The organism is Actinomycetota bacterium (assembly GCA_035697485.1).
Lineage (GTDB): Bacteria > Actinomycetota > UBA4738 > UBA4738 > HRBIN12 > JAOUEA01.
Genome location: DASSCU010000048.1, coordinates 16,731 through 43,021 on the forward strand (window position 1 = coordinate 16,731; position 26,291 = coordinate 43,021).

A 26,291-nucleotide genomic window follows, 5' to 3' on the forward strand; every position below is an offset into this window, starting at 1 on the left:
CGGGCAGCCTCCGCGACGTCAGCGGGCCAGCGACCGGTCGACGCGGCGGATCATGCGGGCGAGGCTCTCGAGCAGCGTGATCGCGACCTCGGGATCCTGTTCGAGCTCCTTCAGGAAGTTCTTCCGCGTGATCATCAGCAGCGTCATCGGGGTTTCGGCCACGACCGTTGCGGTGCGCTCGCCGCCGTCGAGCAGCGAGATCTCGCCGAAATGATCGCCTGGCAACACGCGGTGCACGGTCCTGCCCTTGACCATGACCTTCGCCTCGCCGGAGAGCGCGACGTAGAAGCTGTCGCCAGGATCGCCTTCCTTCACGACCTTGGCCCCCTGCATGAAGTTGGCCATCTCGGCGAGCGAGGCGAGCTTCTTCAGGTGGCGCTTCGACAGCCCCTCGAACAGCGGGACGGCCGCGAGCACGGGCTCGAGCTTCGGCTTCGGCTTGGCCACGAGGGTTCCTCCTTGAGCTCATCGTCGGCGGGCTCGCGGCAAGCCTAGCCCTTCGGGGGGGTGCGATGCATCGCCCGGTCCCCCGCATGCGCACCTCTGTCGATGTCGGAGGTGGCGGGTAGGGTCCTGCTCCCCGAAGTCGCGCTCCTCCCCCGAAGGAGCCGTGCCGATGGTCGCCCGAGAGCAGCGAGGGCTGCATCCGCGTCCCCTCGAGATCGCCGTGCGCGCCGGAAGCGTGGTCGTCCGGCAGGGCGAGCCAAGCCCGCCGATGCGGGTCGTCACGCACGGTGCGTTCGTCGTCGAGGTGCTCCGGCTCGACGGGCGCCGGCTGGTACTCGACGTGCTCGGACCCGGCGACGGGGTCGGGGGCCCCGGTGACGGCGCCGGCTCCGACGGAGAGGAGCGTCTCGCCCAGGCGACGGTGCGTGCCCTGAAGCCCGGCCGGCTGCGCGAGATCTCGCCCGGCGAGGCGGTGCCGCTGCTGGTCCGGCGGGCCGAGCGAACGGCGCGACTCGCGGCCGATCTGGCGTGGTTCGACGTGCCGACCAGGCTCGCCGCGCGGCTGCAGGTGCTCGCCGGGCGGTTCGGGCATCCCGTGGCCGGCGGGGTCGCGATCGGGCTGCGTCTCACCCATGAGGATCTCGCCGACCTGTGCGGCACGACTCGTGAATCGGTGACCCGAGCGATGCGTGTGCTGGCTCGCGAAGGCCGGCTCGAGGTACCGACGCGGGGACGCATCGTGCTGCGTCACCGGCTGTCGGCCGTGCCCTCCTGCAACAGGATCAGGCTGCACGTGCCGCAGTAGCGCGCCCGGCCCTTCACCGGCTTGCCGCACCGCTCGCACGAGCGAGGAGCGACCGCCTCCCAAGAAGCGTCGTCGCCGCGCCCCATCTGCGCTGCCCGGCCCTCCATGGAGAGCTTCAACAGGTGTGCGAGCACCGAGCGGGCGGCGAGCTCGTGCACCTCGGGGGGGTACGCGGCGTAGATCTCGCCCACGATGTCGGTGACCGTGCGGGGTCCGTGCGAGATCGCCTCGACGACCTGCTCCTCGCGCTCCGCGCGGTGATCGAGGTACTCCTGCAACTTGGCCGCGGCGCCGAGGACGACGGGACCGTGGCCCGGGTAGATCGTGCGCGGAGCGAGCTCCTGCATGCGGGCGAGCGACCGAAGGTACTGGGCCAGGTCGCCGTCGGGCGGGTCGATGAAGCTCGTGCCGCGACCGAGTACCGCGTCGCCCGTGAACAGGGCGCCCTCCGAGGGAACGTAGAACGCCATGTGGTCGCTGGTATGCCCGGGCGTGTGCACCGCGGTGAGCGTCACGGCTCCCGCCCGCAGTTGCTGCCCATCGCGCAGGTGCTCGGCGCCGGTGAGCCGGAACGCATAGAGCGGCGCGTCCACGCGGGCGGCGAACGATACGGCTCCAGGCGCGTGGTCGGGGTGATCGTGGGTGACGAGCACCGCGCTCACATCTCCGCCCGCGGCGAGTGCAACCTCGTCGAGGTGAGCAGGGTCGTCCGGTCCTGGGTCGATCACGACGACCGAGTGGGCCTCGCCCACGACCCACGTGTTCGTCCCGTCGAGCGTGTAGGCGCTCGGGTTCGGAGCCAGCACCCGCACGATCGGCAACATCGGCTCAGTCCTCCCAGAAGACCGACCGCGGCAGCCGCACGACCTCGTCGTCGTCGGGCTCGCGCGTCTCGAAGGTGAGCGTCACGATCGCCTCGGTGCTCCCGCAGGCGGCGAGCTCGAGCATCGTGGCGTAGGTCGGCCAGTACAGCTTGCGGGCGCCGGCCTGCCACTCGCCGAGCAACGCCCGAGGCGAGGCCCACCAGGCGTGGGCGGCTTCCCCACCGTCGGGTGCCGGCTCGAGATCCCTCGGCGCGGCGATCGTGAAATAGCGGGCGTCGAACCGCACGGGCACCTCGTCGGGAGCGACCCACCGCGCGAGCTCGTGCAGCTGGGCCGCGATCGGCGGCGAAGCGTGCACCGGATCGAGCGAGTCCGGGTCGCTGGCATCGACCAGCCCACCGCGGGTGAGGGCGAGGCCTGCCTCCTCGACGAGCTCGCGCACGGCGGCGGCCCGCGCCGCTTCGCCCTCGTCGTCGAACCAGCGAGCCGCCAGCACGGCGTCGTCGGCGTCGACCGCTCCTCCCGGGAACACGACGTACCCGGGCAGGAAGCGGCTGTCGGCCCCCCGCTCGAGGACGAGCACCTCGGGCTCGTCGTCGCCCTCGCGCACGGCGACCACCGACGCGGCGTGTCGGATCTGCTCGCTCATCGAGCGTTCATCCTCCCAGGTACCCTGCCGCTCGATGGACGCCGAGGGCCCGGGCGTGGTCGCCCGCACGATCGTGGACGAGATCCGCCGACTCGGGCCGATGCGCTTCGACCGGTTCATGGAGCTCGCCCTGTACTCGCCGGGCGGCTACTACGACGAGCCACCGGTCGGTGCAGGACCGACGGGCGACTTCGTGACGAGCCCTCACGTGCACCCGATCTTCGCGCAGCTGCTCGCCGAGGCGATCCGCGACCTGCACGAGGCGATGGGCCGTCCCGACGGGTTCGAGCTGATCGAGGCAGGGGCCGGCGACGGCACGCTGCTTCGAGCTCTGCTCCCAGAGCTCGCCGATCTCGATACGAGGGTCACCGCGGTCGAACGCAGCGCCGGGGCTCGAACGGCGCTGGCGACGATCGACGGGGTGACGGTCCGCGACGCGATGCCCGCCGCGAGCGCACCGGCGATGATCATCGCGCACGAGCTGCTGGACAACCTGCCGTTCCGGAGGTTCCGGCTGGCCGACGAGGGCTCGCACGAGGCCTTCGTCGGCCTCGACGGCGACCGGCTCGTCGAGGTGCTGCGGCCGGTCACCGACCTCGAGGCGACCGACGTCGAGACCATCGTGCCGACTGGCGCGGCGACGTTCGTGACGGCGGCGCTCGAGGGGTCGGCGCCCCGCGTCATGCTCGCGATCGACTACGGCTCCGACCGTGGTTCCGGTGGCCCGGCCCACGGGTACGCCTCGCACCGGGTCGTCGAGGACCTGTTCGCCGCGCCCGGCACGACCGACATCACCGCGGGCGTGGACTTCGGGTTCCTGGCGGAGACGGCGACGGCGCAGGGACTGCGGGCCTTCCCGACCGTCTCGCAGCACGACGCCCTGATCGCGCTCGGCTTCGAGGACTGGCTGCACACCGAGCTCGAGCGCCAGCAGGACCTGCTCGACTCCGGACGCGGCGCCGACGCGGTGCGCACGTGGGGTGGCCGAAGCCGGGCGACGATGCTGGCCGACCCCGCCGGGCTCGGGCGTTTCCGATGGTTCGTGGTGGCCACCCCCGACGTCGCCGAACCGGCGTTCCTGCGTGCGGCTCGTGAGCACCGTTCAGCCGCCGAGGCGTGACCCCGCCCAGAGCCCCCCTCGGCGAACGCGATCGAACGCGCGGTACTGCAGCCACACGATCGAGGCGGTCAGGACGAACATGAACACCGTCGCGGCCGAGGCGTACCCGTAACGCAGGTACTCGAACGCGTTGCGGTACACGAACAGCGGCAAGTACGTGGTGCCGTAGGGAGGCGGTCCGCCCTCGGTCACGATCAACGCCGGCACGAACGTCGCCTGGAAGCTCATGATCGTGTCGCGGGTGGCCATCAGCAGCAGGGCCGGCGTCATCAGCGGCAGCGTCACTCGGGCGAAGCGCGCAAACGGACCCGCTCCGCTCGCCGAGGCCATGTCGTAGAGCTCCCCCGGCAGGGCGCGTCGCGCGGCGAGCGCGATCAGGAAGCCTTCCCCGATCAGGAACAACCCCATGATGACTACCCCCCACCGAGCCGACGCCGGTATCGAGAGCCACGACGGGGTCGGCAACCCGAGCGCGCCGAGCAGCAGGTTGAGCGGGCCGTACAGCGGGTTGAGGATCCAGAGCCAGAGCAGCGCGTACGCGACGTCGGGGATCACCGTGGGGAAGAACACGCCCGCGCGCTCGGCGTCGACCCCGCGCATCCGACGGTGCATCAGCAGCCCGAGGCCGAGCGCGATCGCCACGCGCAGCGGCACGGCGATCGCGGCGTACGTGAGCGAGTTGCGCAGCGACGCCTTGAACGCAACGTCGCCGACGAGCTCGCGGAAGTTGTCGAGTCCGATGAAGCGGGCCGGCTGCAGCAGATCCCACTCGAACACTGACATCACGAGCGTCACGAGGGCCGGCGCCGCCACGAGCACGACGACCCCGATCAAGAACGGCGAGGCCATGAGCCACAGGCCCAGCCGCTCCCGGTCGACCCGCACCGCCACGCGTCAGCCGCCCGAGTTCGCCCGCTCGAACAGCGGCTTCGTCCGGTCGAGGATCGAGACCACGAGCTCGCCGGCCTCACCGCGACCGGTCGGCTCGTAGTAGGCCTCCTCCAGCAGCGCGTTCACGACGTCCTCGATCTCGGGCCAGGTCGCGATGTGGGGAACCGCCTGGATAGAGGGGATATTGTCGAGGAACACCTGCGAGCTCGCCGGCGGCACGCTCGGGTCGAGGAACGCGTCCGACTCGGCCACCGAGCGCAGCGAGGGCACGGTGCGGCCGGTCTCCGTCGCGATCTCCTGGCCCTGCGGGCCGAGCGCGAACTCCAGGAACTCCCACGCCTGGTCCTTGCGTTCGCCCGCCGCGGTCATGCAGTACGCGTCGGAGTGCAGCACCGTCGCCGGCTGCTCGTGCACGGGCAGCTGGGCGACGTCCCATTCGAAGTCGGTGATCGTGCGGAACGAGGGCACGACCTTGCGGGACTCCATCATCATCGCGAGCGACCCGTCGAGGAACCTCGTCTCGAAGTCCGCCGACTCGGCCTCCTCGTCGGTGGGGGTGACGCCGTGCACCCCCCGCAGATCGAGGAACGCCTGGATCGGACGGATCGCGTCGAGGCTGCCGATCGTGAACCGGGTCGGCCGGTCGGGATCGTCGACGATGTCGCCTCCGTTCGACCAGACGAACGGGGCCACCCTGATGATCTCCACGTCGGTGCCGAGGCCGTACACGTCGATCGCACCGTCACCGTCCGTGTCCTGGGTGAGCGCCGTCGCGGTCGTCACCATGTCGTTCCACTTCCAGCCCTGGGCGGGAGGCGGGTCGATACCGGCGGCCTCGAACAGGTCGCGGTTGTAGTAGAGGACCAGGCTCGACACGTTCTGAGGCATGCACGTCTGCACGCCGTCGTCCTGGAAGGCGGTCATCGCCTCGGGATAGAACGCATCGGCCGACAGGGCATCGGAGGCGTCGAGGTACGGCTCGACCGGCTCGAGCGCCCCTTTCGACTCGAACTGCCCCAGGTAGCGGTAGTTCATGAGGAAGACGTCGGGCGGCTCACCGCCCGCGAGCGACGTCGACAAGCGCGCGATCAGATCGTCGCGTTCGGCGATCGTGACGAGGTCGACGTCGATCGCATCCTGGGACATCTCGAACGCCGCGGCGACGTCGACGAACGCCTGGGTCTCCCCGGGGTCGCCCGACACCCAGACCGATACGGTCGTCGGTTCGCCAGGCTGGGGAGATGCGTCCTCGCTCGTGCACGCGGCGAGCACGAGCCCGACGACGAGGAGCGCGCCGAGCGATCGGATCCTCACGTGACGGTCTCCGTCCTCGGATCGGTGAACAGCCGACGCTGCACGAACAGGAACGAGGCCAGCACCGGCAGGCAGGCCAGCACCGACGCGGCGAGCATCAGCGGCTGCTCGGTCACCGGCACGATCGCGAGCGACCGCATGCCGAGCGGCACCGTGAACCAGCGCCCGTCGTAGAGATAGATCAACGGGTCGAGGAAGTTCCCCCACGAGATCACGAACGACAGCGACGCGACCGCCGCGGTCGTGCCCCGCTGAAGCGGCATCGCGACCCGCCACCAGGTGGCGACCGGCGAGAGGCCGCGCTCGAGCGCGAGATCGAACAGGTCCCCGCTCAGGCGCGAAGTGGTCCATGCGTACAGCAGCACGAACAGGGGCGACATGCCGAGCAGGGCCGGAGCCATCAGCGGGATCGGCGTATCGGTGAGCCCGAGCCATCGGAAGACGCTCACCCGACCAACGAGCAGCGACGTGGCGGGGATCATCAGGACCCCGACGCACAGGCCGATCAGGAAGACACGCGATCGACGCGGAAGCCGCGCGATCGCGAAGCCGGCCCACGAGGCCACGACGACCGAGAGTGGCACGGCGATCGCAGCCACGAGCAGCGAGTTCGCCGTGTAGCGCGCGAACGGCACCACCTCGAAGACCTCGGCGTAGTTCCCCCACGCGGGCGAGGTCGGGAACCACTGCACCGACTGCGGCGGCGCCTCGCCGAGCGGCCGCAGCGAGGCCACGATCATCAGCCACAGGGGCACGAGGAACAATGCCGTCACGGGCACGACGATCAGCTGCCGTGCGAGGCGGCCGCGACGCTGGAACGCCGGCTCGGGGCGACGCACGTTCGCGGGTCGGGTCGTGGGGGTCGCGGCCATGGCTCGCGAGCCTAACGGCTCGACGTCGCCGCATGTCCGCCCCTCGACGGTGGCGCTCCGCGCGGGTGTCGGTGTAGCGTCCGCCCAACGGCCCGGTCGAGCGGGAGGATGCGCAGAGATGGTGAAGGGACTGACCTGGACCAGGACGATCGCGACATCGCTGGCGATCGCGCTCGTCGCCGTGGCGGCGATCCTGGCATCCGGCAGCGACGGTGCCGGCTCCCTCGCGCCCGGAAGGGCTCGCGCCGAGCGGATCGAGCAGGCGACCTCGACCGAGCAGCGTCTGAACGCGGCCGACGACGCCCGCCGGGTCGGCGAGCTCGGACAGATCGAGCCGATCGTGGCGGCGGCTGTCCCGGGATGGTCCGGCGAGCAGCTCGCCAGCCCCACGGCCGACGACTGGGAGCCCGCGATCGCGGCCGCGCCGGCCACCCCCTGGGTCTACATGACGACCACGCGCTACACGGGGCCGAACGCATGCGGGAACCGGTGCCCGACCCCGTATATCGTGCTGCGCCGTTCCAACGACGGGGGCGCGACGTGGATGGGGGATCAGTTCCTCTGCGAATGCCGCGGCCAGAAGGGGCAGTTCGACCCCATCGTGGAGGTCGTGCCGAACACCGGCCACGTCTACGCGGTGTGGATGAACGACTTCGACGTCTACTTCTCGAAGTCGACGAACAACGGGGCAACCTGGTCGGCGCCCGTGAAGACCTACGGCAAGGTCAGCTGGAACGACAAGCCGATCCTCGCGGCGAGCGACGATGGGCAGCACGTGTACGTCGCGTGGAACGGCCCGAGCGGCGGGGATCCGTACATCGCGCAGTCCCACGACGCGGGCGCCACGTGGACGCAGACCAAGGTTGTCGACTCCCCCCGTTACTTCTTCGCGTTCGACGGTGACGTGCTGCCGAACGGCACGGTCGTCTTCTCCCAGTCGAGCGTGAGCTACACGGGACCGGGGGCGTCGCCCGAGGGCCAGGTGCAGGTGCACGCGATCCGCTCGCCGAACCAGGGATCGTCGTGGTCCAACGTCGTCGTGGACTCGGTCGAGTTGGGCGCCGACTGCGTGGCCGACGGGTGTAGCGCCGACTACTACCTCGGCCACTCGGCGATCAGCGCCGACTCGAACGGAGCGCTCGTGATGCTGTACGACGGCGCGACGACGGCCGGCGGTCCACAGACGATCTGGACGAAACGGTCTGGCGACGGCGGTGCGACCTGGAGCACCCGCTCCGCCTTGTCCAGCGCAGGGGTCTTCTCGTCGTTCCCTGCGATGGAATCGCGAGGCACCGGCGACGTCCGTGCGTTCTACATGCAGCAGGACGGCGGTCCAGACGCCTGGAACGTCTGGTACCGCGCTTCCACCGATGGTGGGATCTCGTGGTCGAGCCCCGTGAACATCTCCGACGCCACCGGCGGCACGGCGTACAAGAGCCCGGCCGGATTCCGTGAACCCTACGGAGACTATGGCGAGGCAGCGATCACGAACACCGGGAAGTTCATCGGGGTCTGGGGCGAGGGCGACAGCTACTCGGGCCCCGGCGGCGTCTGGATCAACCGGCAGTTGTGAGCCGTGCGATCCATCGCCCGATGTCACCTCCGGCTTCGCTTCCGTCTCATGACGCGGTCGTCCGGGAGCCGGACGCAGCCTATGGCGAGATCGCGATCACGAGAGCCGGCACGATGACCGCCACCGAGGGACAGGGCATGCGCGACTGAGGCCCCGGCGGGGTCTGGGTCAACCGCCAGCGATGTTCCGCAGCCGCCGCGCGCCCGGCGACTCGAGACCACCGTCGTCGGGCGATGGCGCGGACTCCTTCAGATCCGCCGGGCGGGGAACCGATCCCGATGTGAGCGCCTCGCGGGTCCGCGCGACGAGGCGGTTCAGCTGGTCGACCGCGGAGATGTCGCCCTCAGCCCAGAACGGGTCCATCTCGTCGGGATCCAGGGTGCCGGGCGACGTGACCCGATCTCCATCGGTGGTGAGGAGCACACACCTGCCCTCGTGCTCGTTGCGCTCCCCCACGAACCCGTCGAAGCGTTCCCAGGCCACGCGGTGCGTACGCGCCACATTGGTCACCTGCACGCCGGCGAGATCGACCCGGAACCCCAGGCGCGACATCCGCAGCACGATCCAGGCGCAACCCAAGAGTAGGCCGGCGCCGACCGAACGGACCGGCAGGGGGAACGGCGAGAACAGGAAGCCGACGGCGATCACCACGGGAACGAGGGCCGGCACCTGCGATTCGAGGCGCCAGCCCTTGGCCCAGATGTCCACCGCGCCGTCGCGCGCCATGCGGACGCGGAACAGGCCGATCGGCTGCACGCCGGAACCCGCTGGACGTCCCATCCTCGGGGTATCGGCACGGGTGGGCGGACAACTGGAGCTCGGATGAGACCCGCGGGCCAAGCTCGGGAAGCCGTTCAGCGAGAACGCGCGGCGCGGGCGAGCGAGGTCGCTCGCAGATCGCCGGTCTGGGCCTGGATCAAGTAGAACGTCGCCTCGCGACTCAGCCGCTGTGCGGGATGATCGAGCGACATCGCACCGCCGCCGCTCGCCGCCACGAGCGCGTCGGTGGCGCGCCGAGCGAGGTCGAGGCCGCGGTCGCGTTCCGTGGCGCCCGTCAGGACCATGTCGTCGATCGGTCGATCGTCGACCATCGATCCGGAGATCGCGGCGGCGATCTCGTCAGTGGCCGCCCGCCGTTCGTCGAGCTCGACGGCGAGCGCCGAGGCCGCCGAGGTGACACCTGGATCCGACGCTCGCTCGCGGAGCAACCGGATCGCCCGGTCGGCGATCCCGAGCGGAGCAGCAGGCGGAAGCGCCGAGCCGGCCCGGTCCCGCCGTCGCCAGGCTTCGTCGGTCTGTACGCCGACCACGTCGCGATCGGCTACCTCCAACACGTCGAGACGGAGGACCACCGTCCCGGTCGCCCCCATCACGGCCAGGGCCTGCGGCTCCCCGGGGTGCAGCGCAGGGTGCTCGGCCGGACGGTCGACGACCGCGGTGACCACGGAGCCGTCGGAGGCTCTGGCCATGACCACGAGCGCGTCGATCAGGCCCCATCCGGTGATCCAAGGCGCCTCGCCGGTGATCCGCCAGCCGCCGGCCGCGCGCTCGGCGCGGACCGCGGCTGGACCGGGACGGCGCAGGTACGCGAAGCCGATGCCAGCGAGGGTCGACCCGTCGCACAGACGCGGAAGCCACGCGGCGCGGGCCGGACCGTCGCCCCCGGCCACGCGTCGCACGGCACCGTGGTGTTGCGCCCACACGAAGGCCGTGGCGCCGCACCCGCCGGCGACCGCCTCGAACACCGGCCGGGCCTCCTCGTGGCCGGCCCCCAGTCCGCCGACGACGCTCATGGGACCCTGCAACCCGAGCAGCCCCGCATCACGGAGGGCGTCGATGTTCGCGAGCGGAACCAGCCGGGCGCGGTCGGTCGCCTGCGCCGCGGGGAACAGCACGTCGTCGGCGACCTCGCCGGCCCGCTCGGCCGCCGCTGCGAGATCGGCGTGGGTCGTCACGAGCTTCTTGAGCGCACTCACGCGCGGGCGTGACGGCCTCGTGCTCACGCGCTCAGCGGTCGACGTCGCCGACCACGAAGAAGATCGACCCGAGGATCGAGATCAGGTCGGGAAGCTGCGTGCCGGGCAGCATCGCCGGGATCACGCTGACGTTCGAGAACGACGGGGTGCGCATCTTGAGGCGGTACGGCTGCTTCTTCCCGTTCCCGACGAGGTAGTAGCCCATCATGCCGAGCGGGTTCTCCGTGCGGACGTATGACTCACCCTCGAGCTTCAGGGTCTTCGGCAGCTTCGGGGCGCGGTACTCACCCGCCGGCAGCTTGTCCATGCACTGTTCGATGATGTTGCAGCTCTGCTTCATACGCTCGACCAATACCCACAGGCGGTCGTAGCTGTCGCCGGTCTGCCCGACCGGCACCTCGAACTCGACCTCGCCGTACTTCTCGTACGGCTCGTCCTTCCGGGGGTCCATCGGCACACCACTCGCGTGCAGCACGGGTCCGCTCGTGCCGAAGGCGACCGCCGTCGCCGTCGGGAGCACGCCGACGTTGCGGCAGCGCGCGAAGATGATCTCGTTGCCCATGATCAGCGTCTCGAAGTCGCGGATCGTCCTGCGCACAGCGGCGAGTACGTCGACCGACCGCTTCAGGAACCCCGCCGGCAGGTCGTCCTTGAGCCCGCCGACGCGGCAGTACGAGTGATGCATGCGTGCGCCGGTCGCGCTCTCCATCAGGTCCTGGATCATCTCTCGTTCACGGAACGCGTAGAAGATCGGCGTCATCGCCCCGAGTTCCAGCGGGTAGGAACCCGAGAACATCAGGTGGTTCAAGATGCGGTTCCACTCGGCGAACATCGTGCGGATCCACTGCGCTCGCGCCGGTACCTCGATGCCGGCGAGCCGCTCCACCGCGATCACGAAACCGAGCTCGTTGTTGAACGCGCTGATCCAGTCGTGACGGTTCATCAGCACCATCGTCTGACGCGCGTCGCGGAACTCGGCGAGCTTCTCCGCCGCGCGGTGCATGTAGCCGATCACGGGCTCGGCACGCACGATCACCTCACCGTCGAGCTCGAGCACCACTCGGAGTACGCCGTGGGTCGACGGGTGCTGCGGCCCGATGTTGAGGATCATGTCCTCGGTCGCCATCGAGTCGTCGGCGATCTCGATGTCGAGGCCGCCGCCCCGGATCATGCTCGTGACCTGGGACGACTGGAAGGCGGGACGCTCTCGGGTGTCGGCCATCACGCCCTATCCTGCCACGGAAGCCTCACCACCGCCCATGCGCGCCTCGCCACCGTTCCGCGGGATAGGCTCCGGGCCATGACGGACGTCCGGCGCTCGCTTCCCTCGGTCGATTCGCTGCTCCGCTCCGAGCCGGGAACGAGGGCGGTCGTCACCATCGGTCGGCCGCTGTTGAAGCGCGCGGTGAGCGAGGTGCTCGGTGAGGTGCGGGCGGGCATGGAGGTGGCGAGCGACGAGCGCCCGACCGACGACGAGATCCTGGCGCGGGCGATCGCTCGGGCTTCGCGCATCTCGGTCGGCCTCACCCCAGTGATCAACGCGACCGGGGTGATCCTGCACACGAACCTCGGACGGGCGCCGCTGCCCGAGCGAGCGATCGAGGCGGCGGCGCGAGCGGCCCGCGGCTACAGCGACCTCGAGGTGGACCGCGAGACCGGTGCCCGGGGAAGTCGCTCGAGCCGCGCCGAGTCGATACTCGTCGCGATCACGGGCGCCGAGGATGCACTCGTCGTGAACAACTGCGCCGCGGCGCTGATGCTGAGCCTGGCCGGGCTCGCGAAGGGTAAGCAGGTGCTCGTTTCGCGGGGCGAGCTGATCGAGATCGGTGGGGAGTTCCGCATCCCGGACATCATGGCGGCATCGGGAGCGAAGCTCGTCGAGGTCGGCACGACGAACCGCACGCGCATCGGCGACTACCGTGCGGCGTTCACCGAGCGCGTCGGGGCGGTACTGAAGGTGCATCCATCGAATTACCGGGTCGTCGGGTTCACGGCCTCCGCTCCGGCCGCCGAGCTCGCCCGTCTGGCGGAGCAGCACGGCGTGCCCTTCCTCCACGACGTGGGCTCGGGCCTGCTGCGTCACGGCCAGGGGTTGCCGCAGGGCGAGCCCGCCGTCGCCGACGCGCTCGCCGACGGCGCCGACCTCGTGACGTTCTCGGGCGACAAGCTGCTCGGCGGTCCGCAGGCCGGCATCATCGTCGGTGACGCCGCGCTCGTCGCGAAGCTCCGTCGCCACCCCATCGCCCGCGCCGTCCGCGTCGACAAGATGCAGGTGGCGGCGCTCGAGCAGGTGCTCGCGATGACCGTGACCGGCGACCTCGACCGGGTGCCGGTGGTCCGCATGCTCCGGGAGTCGGCCGGGTCGGTGCATCGGCGGGCCCAACGGCTCAACGAGACCATCGGCGGCGACCTCGAGCATGCCCATGTGCATCGATGCGAGTCGGCCGTGGGCGGCGGATCGATGCCCGGCGCGGGGCTTCCCTCCTGGGGCGTGCGGGTCACCGTTCCCGATCCCGGCGCGTTCGCCGCTCGCCTTCGCGCCGGCCGCCCCAGCGTGTTCGGCCGGATCGAGAAGGACCACGTGCTCCTCGACCTACGGACCGTCACGGACGAGCAGGTCCCCGACCTCGCGCGGGCGGTCTGGTACGCCCTCGAGGGCGACGAGCTCGCCGACGAGGAGTGAGGTGACCGCGGGCGCGCGCGACGAGGTCGGCACGGCGCACCGCGTGGTGGCGACCGCCGGCCACGTCGACCACGGGAAGTCGTCGCTGATCGTTCGGCTCACCGGCATCGACCCCGATCGCTGGGTCGAGGAGAAGCGCCGCGGACTGACGATCGACCTCGGCTACGCGTGGTGCCAGCTCCCGAGCGGACGTGAGGTGGGCTTCGTCGACGTTCCGGGCCACGAGCGGTTCATCCGCAACATGCTCGCCGGGGTCGGTCCGGCGCCGCTCGTGCTCTTCGTCGTCGCAGCGGACGAGGGCTGGAAGCCGCAATCCGAGGAACACCTCGAGATCATCGATGTGCTCGGCGTCTCGCACGGGGTGGTCGCCCTGACGAAGCTCGACCTCGTCGACGAGGAGACCCTGAGCATCGCCGAGCAGGAGGTTCTCGAGCAGCTCGACGGGACCACGCTCGCCAGTGCCCCCGTGGTGCCGGTCTCGTCGGCCACCGGCGAGGGGCTCGACCAGCTGGGCGCCGCGCTCGACGCGATGTTGGAGCAGGCTCCGGCGCCGAGGCCGTCGCCAGCGAGGCTCTTCGTCGACCGCGTCTTCACGATCAAGGGAGCGGGGACCGTGGCGACCGGGACGCTCACCGGCGCCTGCCTCGCGGTCGGTGACGAGATCGCGATCGAACCCGGCGATCGCCGGGCCCGCGTGCGTTCCCTGCAGACGCACCGTCAGAGCGAGGACCGTGCGTGCCCGGTGGCGCGCGTCGCCGCCAACCTGGTGGGACTCGAACGCGACGACCTCGGGCGCGGCGACGTGATCACCCGCCCGGGAGCGTGGCTCCCCAGCTCGACGTTCGACGTCGAACTCCGGGCGGTGCGAGGGCTCGCGAAGGCGCTCACCGCACGCGGAGCGTTCAAGGTATACGCGGGCGCCGCGGAGGCCGATGCGCGGGTGCGCTTCCTCGAAGGGAATCGGCTCGAGCCGGGTGGCTCGGCGTTCGCCCGAATGCGCACGTCGCATCCCCTCGTGCTCGCCGTCGGCGATCGTGTGGTGCTGCGGGAAGCCGGCCGCCGGGAGACCGTGGCCGGCGGCCTGGTGCTCGACCTGGCGCCGGGCAAGGCGACGGGGGCGCCGGAGCGTCTCGCCGCCCGCGTGGCGGCGTCCCCCGACGAGTTGCCGGCCCTGCTGATCGCCGAGCGAGGCGCCGTCGCCGTCGACGACGTGCCTCGGTTGGTCGGCAGGGAAGCCGACCCCTCGATCGTGATCGGGACCTGGGCCGTCGATCCGGCGGTCCGCGAGGCGTGGGAGCACGCGGTCATGGAGATGCTCGGCGGCTTCCACGAGCGTGAACCGCTCGCCGCCGGCGCGCCGATCGGCGACGTTCGCACGGTCGTCCGTGACGCCCTTCGTACGGCGAAGGCGCCGACCGATCTCGCTCTCGTCGAGACGGCGATCGACGCCACGGTGGCGTCCGGGCTCGTGGTGCGGTCGGCGACCACGGTGCGCCTGGCAGGACACCGGGTCGCGCTCGACGCAGACGACGTCGACGTGCAGCGTCTGCTCGCCGCGATCGGCGGCGACGCCGAGGCAACGCCTCCCACGATCGCCGAGCTGGAACGAAGCGGGGTGCAGCGCGACGTCATCGAGGCGGCCGTGGCGGCCGGGCTCGTGGTACGGATCTCGAAGGAGCTGGTCTTCACCCCCGAGTTCGTCGCCCGCGCCGAGGAGATCGTGCGGAGCTCGACCGAGGGCATCACGGTGAGCGCCTTCCGTGAGGCGCTCCACACGAGCCGGAAGTTCGCCCTTCCTCTGTTGGAGTTCTTCGACCGGACCGGCGTCAGTCGCCGCGACGGCGACCTTCGGTTCCCGCGCTGAGTCTCGCCTGCCGAGACCCGGGATGGTTCAGCCGAGCTGGGCGGTGACGGCGACCTCCACGGAGGTGCCGAGCGGCAGCGACGACACGCCGACCGCGACACGTGCGTGACGACCGGGATCACCCAGCACGTCGACCAACAGATCGCTCGCTCCGTTGGCGACCGCGGGATGCTCCGCGAAGTCAGGCACGCTCGCCACGTAGACGGTGACCTGCGCGATGCCCACGAGCGGTTCGAACGAGCCGAGGGCCTCGCGGAGGGCCGAGAGCGACTGCAGCGCAGCCTGACGGGCGGCCAGCGCCGCCTCGTCCGGGGTCACCCCGTCCCCGAGAAGACCGGGGTGCATCAGCACGCCGTCGACCATGGCCACCTGTCCAGCCACGAACGCGAGCGAGCCCACCACCCGCACGGGCACGTACGTGGCCACGGGATTCGGTGGCGGCGGGAGCTCGAGACCGAGTTCGGTGATCCGCTCGAGGATTCGTCGGTCGTCCATCGCGGGAGCATCCTCGCACGATTCGGGCTTGCCGCAGCGAGACGATCGGGTGGGGTGGGTCAGGGTAGCGGCCGGGCGCGGGTCGGCGGCCGGGTCAGCTCGCGGCGCGAGCCCGCTCGCGGAGCAGGCGACGACGTTCCATCTCGTTGAGGCCGCCCCAGATGCCATGCGCCTCGCGGGTGGTCAAGGCGTACTCGAGGCATCGTTCCCGCACCGGGCACCGCGCACAGAACGCCTTCGCGACGGCCTCGCGCGCGTTCTTCTCCTCCCGGCGCTCGAAGTAGTTCGGCGCGAAGAAGTAGATCGCGTCCTGGCCCCGACAGGCGGCCTCGTGCTGCCAGTCCTCGGCGAGATTCCACATCTCAATCCATTGTTCGGAGGACGCCTCGGTCGAGGATTGCGGCGGCCCCAACCTACTGAGGAGCGACACCGGATCACCACACCGAGGACCCGATGCGCGCGGTCAGACCGGGTCGGCCAGCCCGCTGGTCGCGCCGGCAGGCTCGGCGTCCGGCTCCTCCTCGACGCGCAGCACGAGACCGTCGACGCCCCGGACCCGCACCTTGGCGCCGGGAGCGATCGGGTCGCCCTGCGCACGGCCTCGCCACATCGCGCCTTTCACGTAGACGGGCCCCTCGGGGGCCAGCTTGCCCCGCGCCTCGCCGATCAGTCCGATCAGTCCCCTCTGCGTGTTCACGATGCGATCGCGCGACTGGAGGGCGACGGTGAGCGCGAAGCCGTAGTAGAGCAGCGACGCCACGACCGCCCCGCCGATCAGCCACGGCGAGATGCGGATCGCGTCGGCCACGCCCGACCACGCCAGCACCGATCCGGCCCCGAACGCGATCAGGCCGACCGCGGTCAGCGGGCCGAGGTTGCGCAGTCGCACGTCGAGGGTCATCAGGCAGATGCCGCCGAGCAGGAGCGCCATGCCAAGGATCGAGGGCGGCACCACCCACAGTCCGTACGCGGCGAGGGCCAGCAGTCCGACACCCGCGAACCCCGCGAAGCCGAACCCGGGCTGCGTGATCTCGAAGGCCAGCGCGGCGAGCCCGAACACGAGCAGGAAGTAGACCATCGAGGGGGTCGAGATCGCGTGGGCGACCCGCTGGATCGGCCCGAGGTTGTCGAAGCGCAGGGCGACGGTCCCCTCCCCGGCCTCTTCCTCGCTCGTCGCGATGCGCGTGTCGAGCGTGATCGGACCGCTCGGCGTCTGCACCGTCTGCCCGTCGACCTCGGCCAGGAAACCGGTTACCGACGTCGCCGCAGCCGAGGCGATGCCGAGCTCGATCGCATCGGCCGCGGTCAGGGGTTCGTCGGTGCGTTCGAGCCGCGTGTCCTTGCCGCGCTCGTCGATCCATCCCTCGATCGTGGCCTCGAGATCGGCCGGCACGTCGTCGGGGTGCACCAGGTCGATCGGCTCGAGGGGCCCGGTTTGCGACCCCGGTGCAACCCCGGCGAGCGACGACGCGTACATCAGCAGCATGCCCGCACCGGACGCGCTCGCGGGGGTGGGCCCGACCCACGCCAGCACCGGCACGTCGAGGTCGACCACGCGCTGCGCGAGGGCGACTCCGTCCTCGCCGAGGGTTCCCGAGGTGTCGAGCTGCAGCACGACGATCGCTCGGTCGCGCTCGGCCTGCGCGAGGCGATCGTCGAGGTAGCCGAGCAACGGCCGATCGATCGCGCCCTCGACGCGGAGCACCACCACCGGAGTCGCCTCGGCGGCCCCCGCCGTGGAGGTCGCGAGCGCGACGGAGAGCACGCCGAGCACGGCGGAACGCAGGGCCACGCGTCGCATGTCCTCCATCGTACCCGCAGGCAGTGGGGGGTATCCTGGGCGCAACCGCATGCCTCCGTCCTCCGTTCCCCGCCGGCCCGATCCGCGGCCGATCTCCGACCGTCCGGCATTCAAGCCGTTGGCGGCGATCCTGCTGGTGCCCGTGATCCTGTTGGCGAGCGGACTGCTGGCGTTCCTGATCGCCCCCGCGTTCGTCGGCGTCGCGTTCGGGGTGATGCGGGTCGACGCCAAGCTCTCCACGCTCGGGGCCGACTTCACACGCATCCCTCGGTTCCCGGAACGATCGACGATCTACGCGAACGACGGGGAGACCGAGCTCGCCACCGTCTACCTCGACAACCGAGAGCTGATCCGGCTGAAGGACGTGAGCGAGGTCGCGCAGAACGCGGTGCTCGCGATCGAGGACGCTGAGTTCTACGAGCACGGCGCCCTGAACTGGAGCTCGCTCGTGCGGGCGTTGATCGAGAACGCGCAGGCGGGCGAGATCGTGCAGGGAGGATCCACGATCACGCAGCAGCTGGTGGGCGCGACCCTGGGCCTCGGGCAGTTCGACCAGAGCTTCGAAGGCAAGTTCCAGGAACTCGCGCTCGCGATCAGGGTCGAGGAGAAGTACACGAAGCCCGAGATCCTCGAGCTCTACCTGAACCAGGTCTACTTCGGGAACGGCGTCTACGGCATCGGCACGGCGGCCGAGTTCTACTTCCACAAGCCGGCTCGCAAGCTCACGTTGACCGAGGGCGCGATGCTCGCCGGCATGATCAGGGCGCCCGAGGACTACAACCCGATCGATCACCCGAAGCGGGCGCTCGTACGACGCAACGAGGTGCTCGTGCGCATGGGCGCCCTGGGGACCGACTCGCCCGTCGGCATCAGCGAGCAGCGGGAAGAACGGGCCAAAGCGCAGCCGGTGAAGCTGCCGAAGGGGGCCGGCAAGCTGCTCCAGAAGAAGCAGCCGTTCTTCGTCCGTTACATGATCCGCCAGGTGCTCGAGAACGCGAACGGGCAGTTCGATGCGCTGGGGCGCAGCGTCAAGGCCCGCAAACGCACGTTGTTCGAGGGGGGTCTGAAGATCACCACGACGTTCGACCCGACCTGGCAGGAGTTCGCGCAACAGGCTGCGAACCAGCCGTACCGGGTGTTCATCCCGTCGAACGGGAAGGCGCATCCCGACACGTCGATCGTCACGGTCGACACGAACACGGGCGCGATCCGCACGATGCTCTCCGGCAAGAACTTCATGGAGGACGAGCTCGCGCTCGCGACCGATCCCCACCCCACGGGCTCGGCGTTCAAGCCGTTCGTGTTGGCTGCGGCGTTCGAGCAGGGCGTGCCGCCGACCCAGACCTACTCGAGCACCTCGCCGTTCTGCAGCCCGCTGTGGCAGGACGAGGACGGATGCGTCTCGAACGCCGAGGGGAGCGGGAAGGGGAAGGTCGACCTCTGGACGGCCACCGAGAACTCGATCAACGTCGTGTTCGCGCAGCTGATCCTCGACATCGGCCCCGAGACGGTGCCCCCGGTCGCTTCGAAGATGGGCGTCTCGAACGACCTGCCGCCGGTCGCGTCGCTCGCCACCGGGTCCGCCGAGGTCTCGCCGCTCGACATGTCGGTCGGCTTCGCCACGCTGGCGAACGGCGGTGTGCACTGCTCGCCCTACACGGTCGAAACGATCGTGCGTGACGGCGACACCGTCTTCGAGCACGACCCCGACTGCGAACGCGTGCTGCGTCCCGACATCGCGCACCTGATCACGGCGATGCTGCAGCGGGTGCCCGCGAGCGGCACCGCCGCGAGCGCGTTCTACGGTTGGGGCACCCGGCCCGTGGCCGGCAAGACCGGCACGTCGGACCTGAACAAAGCCGTGTGGTTCTGCGGGTACACGCGGCAGCTCGCGACCGCGATCTGGGTCGGTTCCAACGGGAACCCGTACTCGATGGGGAGCGTCTTCGGCGGCACCGTGGCCGCGCCGATCTGGCGCACGTACATGGCTCGGGTCGTCAGCGGCATGCCGATCGAGGGCTTCCCCGAGCCTCCGCCGCCTCCGACCGCGACCGTGCCGAACGTGGTCGGCCTCGAGAAGGATCAGGCGATCGCGCGCCTCGAGGAGGCGGGCTTCAACGTGTCGGTCGTCGAGGTCGACTCGCTCGAGCCCGAGGGCATCGTCGCGGCGCAGAGCCCGGCCGGCGGCACGACGGTCGATCTCGGCATCGCCGTGAAGATCGAGGTCAGTAGCGGGAAGCCGCCGAAGACCGAGGTGCCGGGCACGATCGGCTTGGGCGCAGGCGTGGCGCAGGCCACGCTCGAGGATGCCGGGTTCGTGGTGAGGGTCGACTACGACCAGGTCGACGACGGATCGAGGGTTGGGAAGGTGATCCGCCAGGACCCGCCGGGGGGCACCCCCGCCGCCGAGGGCTCGACCGTGACGATCGTGGTGGGTCGGTAGGTCGGCTCAGCCGCCCAGCTTGGCCTTGACCTTCGCCTGCACGACCGAGCCGTCGACCTGGCCCTTGGCCTTACCCATGATCGTCCCCATCACCTGACCCATCTGCTGCACCGAGGTCGCGCCGGTCGAGGCGATCGCCTCGTCGACGAGGGCGTCGACGGCCTCGTCGGAGAGCTGCTCGGGTGCGTACTCGGCGAGCACCTCGCGCTCCGCAACCTCCTTCGCGACGAGCTCGCTCCGACCCGCCTGCTCGAACACCTCGATCGACTCCGTTCGCTTCTTCACCTGGCTGCCGGCGACCTCGCGCACCTCGTCGTCGCTGAGCTCGTGGCCCAGCTCGTCCTCCTTGTACCGGATCGCCGAGATCAACATGCGCAGCGTGCTCAGGCGCAGCTCGTCGCGCGACCTCATCGCGGCGGTCATCTGCTCGTGGATCTCGGCCTTCAACGTGGGATCGGTCACTACACTCCTCCAGATGTTTCCCCGTTCGCTCACGCAGGTCCTCGGCCTCCTGGCGCTGGTCGGCGCCGGATGCGTGGCCTACGGGGTGGCGATCGAACGCCGCTGGTACCGCTTGGTGCGGCACCGCGTCGCCATCCTACCGGCCGACGGCGAGGGGCCCGAGACCCTCACCGTGCTGCATCTGAGCGACCTGCACTTCGTGCGGGGCGACGAGGGGAAGGCTCGGTTCCTCGCATCGTTGCCCGAGGCGGACGTCACGATCGTGACCGGGGACTTCCTCGCGGAACCCGAGGCGGTCGAACGCTCGGTCGAGGCGGTCCGGTCCGTACGGGGGCGGCTGGCCTCGTGGTTCGTGCTCGGGTCGAACGACTACTACGCCCCGCGCCCGCTGAACTACCTCGCCTACTTCCGCAAGCGTCGGAAGCGCCGCCGGGCCGAGCCCGGACGGGCGCCCGACCTCGTCGCCCAGCTCACCGCCGACGGATGGGAGGACCTGACGAACGTGCGGCGCGAGCTCGCGCTCGACGGATTGCCGATCGAGTTGCTCGGCCTCGACGATGCGCACCTGCGATGGCACGACCTGACGGACGCGCCGCGGCGAGCGCCGGGCCGCTTCGGCGTGGCGGTGATGCACTCTCCCGACTCGGCCCCCGAGGCGGCAGCCCTCGGCTACGAGTTCATGGTCGCCGGGCACACCCACGGCGGGCAGGTCTGCCTGCCGTTGCCCAGTCCGCTCGGGGGCCCGCTCGTCACGAACTGCTCGATGCCGCGGCGGCTCGCGGCCGGCCTGATCCGCATGGGCGGATCGGTACTGCACACGTCGAAGGGGCTCGGCACGAGCAAGTACGCCCCGTTCAGGTTCGCGTGCCGGCCCGAGGCGACGCTGTTGGAGCTGCGCCGAATCGCTACACTCGAAGTTCCTCGGGACGTGGCGCAGCTTGGTAGCGCGCAGCGTTCGGGACGCTGAGGTCGCGGGTTCAAATCCCGCCGTCCCGACCAGGACACCGGAAGGGCGGGTCGCGCACGACGCGACCCGCCCTCGGTCGTTGGGGGGATCCGGCGGCGGACTCGGGCCGAGGAAAACGGTTCCGCAGAGCGCAACAGAGGTTTGACGCCCCCCATCTCGCTCGGTAGCCTCGTGGGCGTTGGCTCCGGAGGACCGGAGCCTTTCGTATTCCTGTAGGCCGACCACCGGAGGACGATGACCCGCACCCCGAAGCGGATCGCACGGCTCGCGGTAGCCGTCGTCTTCATCGTCCCCGCCGTCGTCGTCGCAGCAGGTTCCGCCTCGGTCGCCGCTCCCACGAAGGCCGAGGTCGAGGCCGCGCAGGCCGAGGCCAACCGGATCGGCCACGAGCTCGAGATCGCGATCGAGCAGTACAACGACGCTCGGGTCCGCCTGCAGGGCGTGCAGGACCGGCTCGCCGACGCCCTCGACGACAAGGAAGCCGCGGAGGCGATCGCTGCCGAGGCGATGGGCCAACTCGAGGACCGTGCCGTGGAGGCGTACACGGGCGCCGGCTCGCAGATGGACGTGCTGCTGGGGGCATCCGACCTCTCCGAGTTCTCCGACCGGCTCGAGTTCATGGGCGCCCTCGCGCAGAACGACGCCGACCTCGCGACGGCCGCCGAGAACGCCAGGCAGCAGGCCGAGTGGGCGGCCGAGCGTTACGCCGACACGATCGAGGAAAAGACGGCCGAGCTCGAGCAGATGCAGGCCAAACGGGCCGAGATCCAGTCGATGCTCGAGGAGCAGAAGGCGCTCGCCGCCCAGCTCGACCAGGAGTACCGCGACTACATCGAGCGTCAGGAAGCGCAGGCCGCCGCCGCAGCCGCCGCGGAAGCCGATGCGGCGAGCGACACGGGCACGAGCGGCGGCGGGAGCACCACGGGTGGTGGCGGCGGGTACGTGCCGCCGCCTGATGCGAGCGCCGCCCAGATCGCGATCGGAGCCGCCGACTCGGCGCTCGGTTCGCCCTACGTGTGGGGCACGGCCGGACCCGACACGTTCGACTGCTCGGGTCTCACCAGCTGGGCCTATGCGCAGGCAGGCGTCTACCTGCCGCACTCCTCGGCCGCGCAGGCGAGTTCCGGAGCCGTCGTGTCGTCGCTATCGGAGGCCCAGCCGGGCGACCTGCTCTTCTTCTACTCACCGATCAGCCATGTGGCCCTCTACGTGGGAGGCGGCACGATGATCCACGCCCGGCACCCGGGACCGGGCGGCGAGGTGCAGTACGGCTCGGTCGCAGGCTACGGCACGCCGGTGGTCCAGATCGTCCGTCCGACCTGACGTCGCTCCTCCCTCGGTAGTCTCCGCGTCGTGGACGCCGCCGCGAGCGCGTCCGGCGATGACGTCGAACTGGTGCGACGCCTCCGCCGGGGTGATGAGGACGCCTTCATGTCGCTCGTCGAGCGACTGCAGCCGATCATGCTCCGCGTCGCTCGCATGTACGTCTCATCGCAGGCCATCGCGGAGGAGGTCGTGCAGGAAGCGTGGCTCGGCGTGCTGCAGGGCATCGACCGGTTCGAGAGCCGTTCGTCGCTGCGCACGTGGATCCTGCGCATCGTGAGCAACATCGCCAAGACGCGAGGGCAACGGGAGGGACGCAGCGTGCCGTTCACGTCGCTGGCCGGCGACGATCTCGACGCTCCCGCGTTCGACCCCGATCACTTCCTCGGGGCCGGCGACGAGTGGGCCGGGCACTGGTCGACGCTTCCGACGGATTGGCGGGGACTCCCGGAGACGCGGCTGACGTCGTCCGAGACGCTCGACGCCGTTCGCCGGGCGATCGACGCGCTGCCGCCGATGCAGGCGCAGGTGATCCGTCTGCGGGACGTGCTGGGTTGGACCTCGGAGGAGGTCCGTAACGCCCTGGAGCTGTCCGAGACCAATCAGCGGGTGCTGTTGCACCGGGCTCGCGCCAAGGTGCGCGCGGCCCTGGAGCGCGAGATGGAGATCGAGGCTTCCTCATGAGCGGGCTGAGCGGTGAGGATCTGACGTGCCGGGAGGTGGTGGAGGTCATCACCAACTACCTCGAGGGCGCGATGGTCGGTCCCGATCGGGCGCGGTTCGAACACCACCTCGAGGAGTGCACCGGGTGCACCGCGGTGCTCGCCCAGTTCCGGGCGACGATCGAGGCCACGGGTCTGCTCACCGAGTCCGCGGTCACCGCCGATCAGCGCGAAGCGATGCGCGAGGTGTTCAGGCGCTGGCACGAGGGTGCCGCTCCCGCCGGCCCGGGCCCACAGATCTGACCTTCCGCTCGGTCTCACGACCCGGCGGGTCCTCGGAGGCGACCGACGGAGCGATGCTACGGGGCGGGCTCGGCTCCGCCGGGATCGGGCTCGCCCGGCCGACCACCGACGATCGCGTCGAGATCGGCGAGACGAACCTTCGCTTGCTGGACTAGCGCGTCGTTGCCGATCGCCTCGGCCTCGCGCAGGGCCTCGGACAACAGCTCGCCCGCCTGCTTCGCTCGCACGTCGCCCTTGCCCGCCGTGGCGTACTTGAGCTTCTCGTCGGCCTTCACGATCAACTCGAAGATCTCGCTCGGTTCCATCGCGATGCCCCCTCCGTCACTCGTGCATGGGAACGTCGGCCACGGTATCCGAAGTCCTCGTCCCGGGCATGTCACACGGGCGGGTCGCCGCGGCATGGAGCGGTGAACGTCCGGCGAACGGTGCGGGAACGTTCCCCGCGCCCGTTCCCTCGCCCGCGCCGTCGTCGGACACTGAGGAGCCACCGTCGTCCGAGGCGATCTGAGCACGGAGGTGACATCCGATGGACACCGAACTCGAACGTGTGCACGACGAGGAGGAGGCCGACGCCCGCCGTGCGATCGTCCGCCTCCTGAACCGCGAGCCGTACGACGTGTGGACGAGGGACACCCTCGCGCGATCGCTCGGCGTGCCGGCGAGCCTCACCGAGCGCATCCTGAACCAGCTCGCGAAGTCCGGCATGGTGCAGCGCCTCGACGGCAGCGACGAGATCGAGTACACGGTCGCCACCGACGCGTACTAGTCCGTCACAGACTCGCTGGACACGAGCCGAGCCAGCGCCCTCGCCTCCTCCACGATCGCGGACCGATCCTGCAGGTGCCCGAGCCAGGCGGCCGGCAGCGCCCCGGTGCCGTGCATCGCGCCGAGCAACGCTCCCGCGACCGCGGCGTTCGTGTCGGTGTCACCGCCGAGGGCAACGACGTCGAGCAGTCCCCGGTCGAACGGGCGGCTCTCCCCCGCGACCCTCATCGCGACCCCGGCCGTGAAGAACACGAACCCCTGGTCGGGGCCATCGATCGGGCGTTCGATCCCCGCCGCTCCCACCAGGTACTCCAGCTCCTCGGCCCCCTCGCGACCGCCGATCGCAGCCAGCGCCTCCCGCACCGCGCTTTCGGCCGGTTCGCCCCGCACGAGCGCCGCGACGACCAGCGTCACCGCGAGGCACGCCGTGCGGCACCGGTCGTCCGCGTGCGTGAGCCCGCTCAGCGCCGGTGCGGCCGCGAACAGATCCCCGGGGCGAGCGGCGTAGGCGAGGCCGAGCGGCGCGCAGTACATCACGCTGCCGTTCCCGGCGCTCACCTCCGGACCACGCCGGGCAACGTAGTCGTTGGCCGGATCCGGTTCCCCGTCGCGCCATCCGCTCAGCACCCGACGGGTGAGGGTGCCGACGTCGGGAGGCGATGTGGCGAACCACTCCAAGTGGCGCCGTAGCACGTCGGCGGCGTCGAGCTCGCCCTCCGCGGCCGTGAGGCTCGTCCAAAGGTTCCGCGCCATCGCCGTGTCGTCGGTCGTGGAGCCCGGCGGCAACCCCATCCACGGCAGCTCGAACGCCGGCACGAGGTCCGGCACGTCGCGGGCCCGCCGGAACTCGAACGGCGCCCCGAGGGCGTCACCGAGCGCGAGGCCCAGGATGCTCCCTACGATCCGGTCCTGCGCGGCGTCCACGCGGGGCATCTTCGCAGGTCGACTGGTATCGTCGGTGCACACCGGAAGGGCACGAGTTCTCGCAGCGCGCCTGTCGCAGTCGGCGACGCTCCACGGTCAGGGGTAACCCAGCCCACGCGCCCTGGCCAGCGGGAACACCCAACAGGCTGGAGGAACACGGGAGACCCAATGGACAAGATCGGACCCAAGCACCGCATGTGTCGTCGCGTGGGCGAGCCGCTCTGCGGCCGCCCCAACTGCCCGTCGAACAAGCGCCCCTACCCGCCCGGCCAGCACGGCCGCGGCCGCAAGCGCATCTCCGAGTACCAGACGCGCCTGCTCGAGAAGCAGAAGCTCCGCCACATCTACGGCGTGAACGAGAAGCAGATGCGTGGCTACTTCGAGAAGGCGACCCGCCACAGGGGCGTCACGGGCGAGGAGATGCTCCGCCAGCTGGAGTGCCGCCTCGACACCGTCTGCCTGCGCCTCGGCTTCGCCCTGACGACGAGCCAGGCCCGCCAGCTCGTCTCGCACGGCCACGTGAGCCTCGACGGCCGCCGGATCGACATCCCGAGCGCCCAGGTCAAGCCCGGCCAGATGATCACGCTGTCGAACAAGGCGAAGAACTTCGTGTTCGTCCGCGAGGCGCTCGAGATCACACCCGAGCCACCCTCGTACCTCTACCGGAACAAGGACGAGGCGTCCGGCACGCTCAGCCGCTGGCCCGAGCGCGACGAGATCCCGCTGCCGGTCCCGGTCGAAGAGCGCCTGATCGTCGAGTTCTACGCTTAAGCGGGCTAAGCGGTCGGCGTCATCGTCGCCCGCACCAGCTCGACCACCTCGGCCTCGCGGCGCTTGAGCGACACCCGCGCGTCGTCCTGACCGACGAATGACGCCAGCACGCTCGCCTCGGTCAGTGAGCCGATGACGGCCGTGTACAACGTGAACAGCAGCATCGCCGGATCCTGCCGGCGGATCTGTCCGGCCGCCATCCCCGCCTCGAGGAACCCGATCGCCCGCAGGCGCAGCGGCTCCAGCGAGCCGCCGAACCGGTCGAACGCGTTCGGTCCGAGGCGACCGGCCTCGCGGATGAACATCGGGAACTCCGGCCACTCGGCCGCCAGCTCGTACACCGCGTGGATCACGGCC

The 26,291-nt window shown here is 70.6% G+C and carries 27 protein-coding genes and 1 tRNA gene; 12 read left to right on the plus strand and 16 right to left on the minus strand.

Annotation, left to right across the window (positions count from 1 at the left end):
* Positions 1-18: 18 nt before the first annotated feature.
* Positions 19-447, minus strand: coding sequence for a cyclic nucleotide-binding domain-containing protein (locus VFI59_12115; protein HET6714440.1), 429 nt, complete (start codon positions 445-447; stop codon positions 19-21).
* Positions 448-616: 169 nt separating this feature from the next.
* On the opposite strand from VFI59_12115, the gene VFI59_12120 reads away from it, so the two are divergent.
* Positions 617-1,252, plus strand: a complete 636-nt coding sequence (locus tag VFI59_12120) for a Crp/Fnr family transcriptional regulator (GenBank protein HET6714441.1) — start codon at positions 617-619, stop codon at positions 1,250-1,252.
* Here the strand turns inward: VFI59_12120 and VFI59_12125 are convergent.
* Both VFI59_12125 and VFI59_12130 read right to left on the minus strand, forming a co-directional pair.
* Entirely contained in the window at positions 1,195-2,076 is an 882-nt protein-coding gene (locus tag VFI59_12125; GenBank protein ID HET6714442.1) for an MBL fold metallo-hydrolase, read from the minus strand. The two genes, VFI59_12120 and VFI59_12125, sit on opposite strands and share 58 nt — an antisense overlap.
* A gap of 4 nt (positions 2,077-2,080) precedes the next feature.
* Complete coding sequence (locus VFI59_12130) at positions 2,081-2,725, minus strand: NUDIX domain-containing protein (protein ID HET6714443.1); 645 nt, start codon at positions 2,723-2,725, stop codon at positions 2,081-2,083.
* 34 nt (positions 2,726-2,759) lie between these two features.
* On the opposite strand from VFI59_12130, the gene VFI59_12135 reads away from it, so the two are divergent.
* The gene (locus VFI59_12135) at positions 2,760-3,845 is read left to right on the plus strand and encodes an SAM-dependent methyltransferase (protein ID HET6714444.1); all 1,086 of its coding nucleotides are present in this window, start codon (positions 2,760-2,762) and stop codon (positions 3,843-3,845) included.
* Here VFI59_12135 and VFI59_12140 read toward each other — a convergent pair.
* The 3 genes from VFI59_12140 to VFI59_12150 are packed head-to-tail and all read right to left on the minus strand — an operon-like array spanning position 3,828 to position 6,922.
* Positions 3,828-4,694, minus strand: coding sequence for a sugar ABC transporter permease (locus VFI59_12140; GenBank protein ID HET6714445.1), 867 nt, complete (start codon positions 4,692-4,694; stop codon positions 3,828-3,830). The genes VFI59_12135 and VFI59_12140 overlap by 18 nt on opposite strands.
* A 45-nt stretch (positions 4,695-4,739) precedes the next feature.
* The gene (locus VFI59_12145; protein ID HET6714446.1) at positions 4,740-6,050 is read right to left on the minus strand and encodes a sugar ABC transporter substrate-binding protein; all 1,311 of its coding nucleotides are present in this window, start codon (positions 6,048-6,050) and stop codon (positions 4,740-4,742) included.
* Positions 6,047-6,922, minus strand: a complete 876-nt coding sequence (locus VFI59_12150) for a carbohydrate ABC transporter permease (protein ID HET6714447.1) — start codon at positions 6,920-6,922, stop codon at positions 6,047-6,049. The genes VFI59_12145 and VFI59_12150 overlap by 4 nt, the downstream gene beginning before the upstream one ends.
* Positions 6,923-7,040: 118 nt before the next feature.
* Here VFI59_12150 and VFI59_12155 point away from each other — a divergent pair, with 118 nt between their 5' ends.
* Complete coding sequence (locus VFI59_12155) at positions 7,041-8,495, plus strand: sialidase family protein (protein HET6714448.1); 1,455 nt, start codon at positions 7,041-7,043, stop codon at positions 8,493-8,495.
* 168 nt (positions 8,496-8,663) lie between these two features.
* On the opposite strand, the gene VFI59_12160 is transcribed toward VFI59_12155, so the two are convergent.
* The 3 genes from VFI59_12160 to VFI59_12170 all read right to left on the minus strand — a co-directional run bounded on the left by VFI59_12160 (position 8,664) and on the right by VFI59_12170 (position 11,693).
* Positions 8,664-9,275: a hypothetical protein gene (locus VFI59_12160; GenBank protein HET6714449.1), complete on the minus strand. Its 612-nt coding sequence runs from the start codon at positions 9,273-9,275 to the stop codon at positions 8,664-8,666.
* Positions 9,276-9,349: 74 nt separating this feature from the next.
* Entirely contained in the window at positions 9,350-10,471 is a 1,122-nt protein-coding gene (locus VFI59_12165; protein ID HET6714450.1) for an acyl-CoA dehydrogenase family protein, read from the minus strand.
* Positions 10,472-10,502: 31 nt separating this feature from the next.
* A complete protein-coding gene (locus VFI59_12170; GenBank protein ID HET6714451.1) occupies positions 10,503-11,693 on the minus strand; it encodes an NADH-quinone oxidoreductase subunit D in 1,191 nt (396 codons plus the stop codon).
* Positions 11,694-11,771: 78 nt separating this feature from the next.
* Between VFI59_12170 and selA the strand changes: the two genes are divergently transcribed.
* Positions 11,772-13,154, plus strand: a complete 1,383-nt coding sequence (gene selA, locus VFI59_12175; GenBank protein HET6714452.1) for an L-seryl-tRNA(Sec) selenium transferase — start codon at positions 11,772-11,774, stop codon at positions 13,152-13,154.
* A 1-nt stretch (position 13,155) separates the two neighbouring features.
* A complete protein-coding gene (selB, locus tag VFI59_12180) occupies positions 13,156-15,018 on the plus strand; it encodes a selenocysteine-specific translation elongation factor (GenBank protein HET6714453.1) in 1,863 nt (620 codons plus the stop codon).
* Between the two features lie 27 nt (positions 15,019-15,045).
* Here selB and VFI59_12185 read toward each other — a convergent pair whose 3' ends face one another.
* From VFI59_12185 to VFI59_12195, 3 genes are all read right to left on the minus strand, one after another.
* A complete protein-coding gene (locus VFI59_12185) occupies positions 15,046-15,513 on the minus strand; it encodes a RidA family protein (protein ID HET6714454.1) in 468 nt (155 codons plus the stop codon).
* 94 nt (positions 15,514-15,607) lie between these two features.
* Positions 15,608-15,874: a WhiB family transcriptional regulator gene (locus VFI59_12190; GenBank protein HET6714455.1), complete on the minus strand. Its 267-nt coding sequence runs from the start codon at positions 15,872-15,874 to the stop codon at positions 15,608-15,610.
* Positions 15,875-15,976: 102 nt separating this feature from the next.
* Positions 15,977-17,314, minus strand: coding sequence for an NfeD family protein (locus VFI59_12195; protein HET6714456.1), 1,338 nt, complete (start codon positions 17,312-17,314; stop codon positions 15,977-15,979).
* A gap of 49 nt (positions 17,315-17,363) precedes the next feature.
* Here VFI59_12195 and VFI59_12200 point away from each other — a divergent pair, with 49 nt between their 5' ends.
* A complete protein-coding gene (locus tag VFI59_12200; protein ID HET6714457.1) occupies positions 17,364-19,757 on the plus strand; it encodes a transglycosylase domain-containing protein in 2,394 nt (797 codons plus the stop codon).
* Between the two features lie 6 nt (positions 19,758-19,763).
* Here VFI59_12200 and VFI59_12205 read toward each other — a convergent pair whose 3' ends face one another.
* On the minus strand, positions 19,764-20,219 hold the full coding sequence (locus tag VFI59_12205; protein ID HET6714458.1) for a GatB/YqeY domain-containing protein: 456 nt from the start codon (positions 20,217-20,219) through the stop codon (positions 19,764-19,766).
* A 922-nt stretch (positions 20,220-21,141) separates the two neighbouring features.
* On the opposite strand from VFI59_12205, the gene VFI59_12210 reads away from it, so the two are divergent.
* The 4 genes from VFI59_12210 (at position 21,142) to VFI59_12225 (ending at position 23,474) form a co-directional block, all read left to right on the plus strand.
* A tRNA-Pro gene (locus tag VFI59_12210) sits at positions 21,142-21,218 on the plus strand.
* 202 nt (positions 21,219-21,420) lie between these two features.
* Entirely contained in the window at positions 21,421-22,509 is a 1,089-nt protein-coding gene (locus tag VFI59_12215) for an NlpC/P60 family protein (protein ID HET6714459.1), read from the plus strand.
* Positions 22,510-22,539: 30 nt separating this feature from the next.
* A complete protein-coding gene (locus VFI59_12220) occupies positions 22,540-23,193 on the plus strand; it encodes an RNA polymerase sigma factor (protein ID HET6714460.1) in 654 nt (217 codons plus the stop codon).
* Positions 23,190-23,474: a zf-HC2 domain-containing protein gene (locus tag VFI59_12225; protein HET6714461.1), complete on the plus strand. Its 285-nt coding sequence runs from the start codon at positions 23,190-23,192 to the stop codon at positions 23,472-23,474. The genes VFI59_12220 and VFI59_12225 overlap by 4 nt, the downstream gene beginning before the upstream one ends.
* 56 nt (positions 23,475-23,530) lie before the next feature.
* Here VFI59_12225 and VFI59_12230 read toward each other — a convergent pair whose 3' ends face one another.
* Complete coding sequence (locus VFI59_12230) at positions 23,531-23,779, minus strand: hypothetical protein (protein ID HET6714462.1); 249 nt, start codon at positions 23,777-23,779, stop codon at positions 23,531-23,533.
* 221 nt (positions 23,780-24,000) lie between these two features.
* Here VFI59_12230 and VFI59_12235 point away from each other — a divergent pair, with 221 nt between their 5' ends.
* Entirely contained in the window at positions 24,001-24,240 is a 240-nt protein-coding gene (locus VFI59_12235) for a hypothetical protein (GenBank protein HET6714463.1), read from the plus strand.
* Here the strand turns inward: VFI59_12235 and VFI59_12240 are convergent.
* On the minus strand, positions 24,237-25,163 hold the full coding sequence (locus VFI59_12240; GenBank protein HET6714464.1) for an ADP-ribosylglycohydrolase family protein: 927 nt from the start codon (positions 25,161-25,163) through the stop codon (positions 24,237-24,239). The genes VFI59_12235 and VFI59_12240 overlap by 4 nt on opposite strands.
* Before the next feature lie 168 nt (positions 25,164-25,331).
* On the opposite strand from VFI59_12240, the gene rpsD reads away from it, so the two are divergent.
* Positions 25,332-25,934, plus strand: coding sequence for a 30S ribosomal protein S4 (gene rpsD, locus VFI59_12245; GenBank protein ID HET6714465.1), 603 nt, complete (start codon positions 25,332-25,334; stop codon positions 25,932-25,934).
* 5 nt (positions 25,935-25,939) lie between these two features.
* On the opposite strand, the gene VFI59_12250 is transcribed toward rpsD, so the two are convergent.
* On the minus strand, positions 25,940-26,291 hold a 352-nt coding region (locus tag VFI59_12250), incomplete at its 5' end, for a hypothetical protein (GenBank protein HET6714466.1).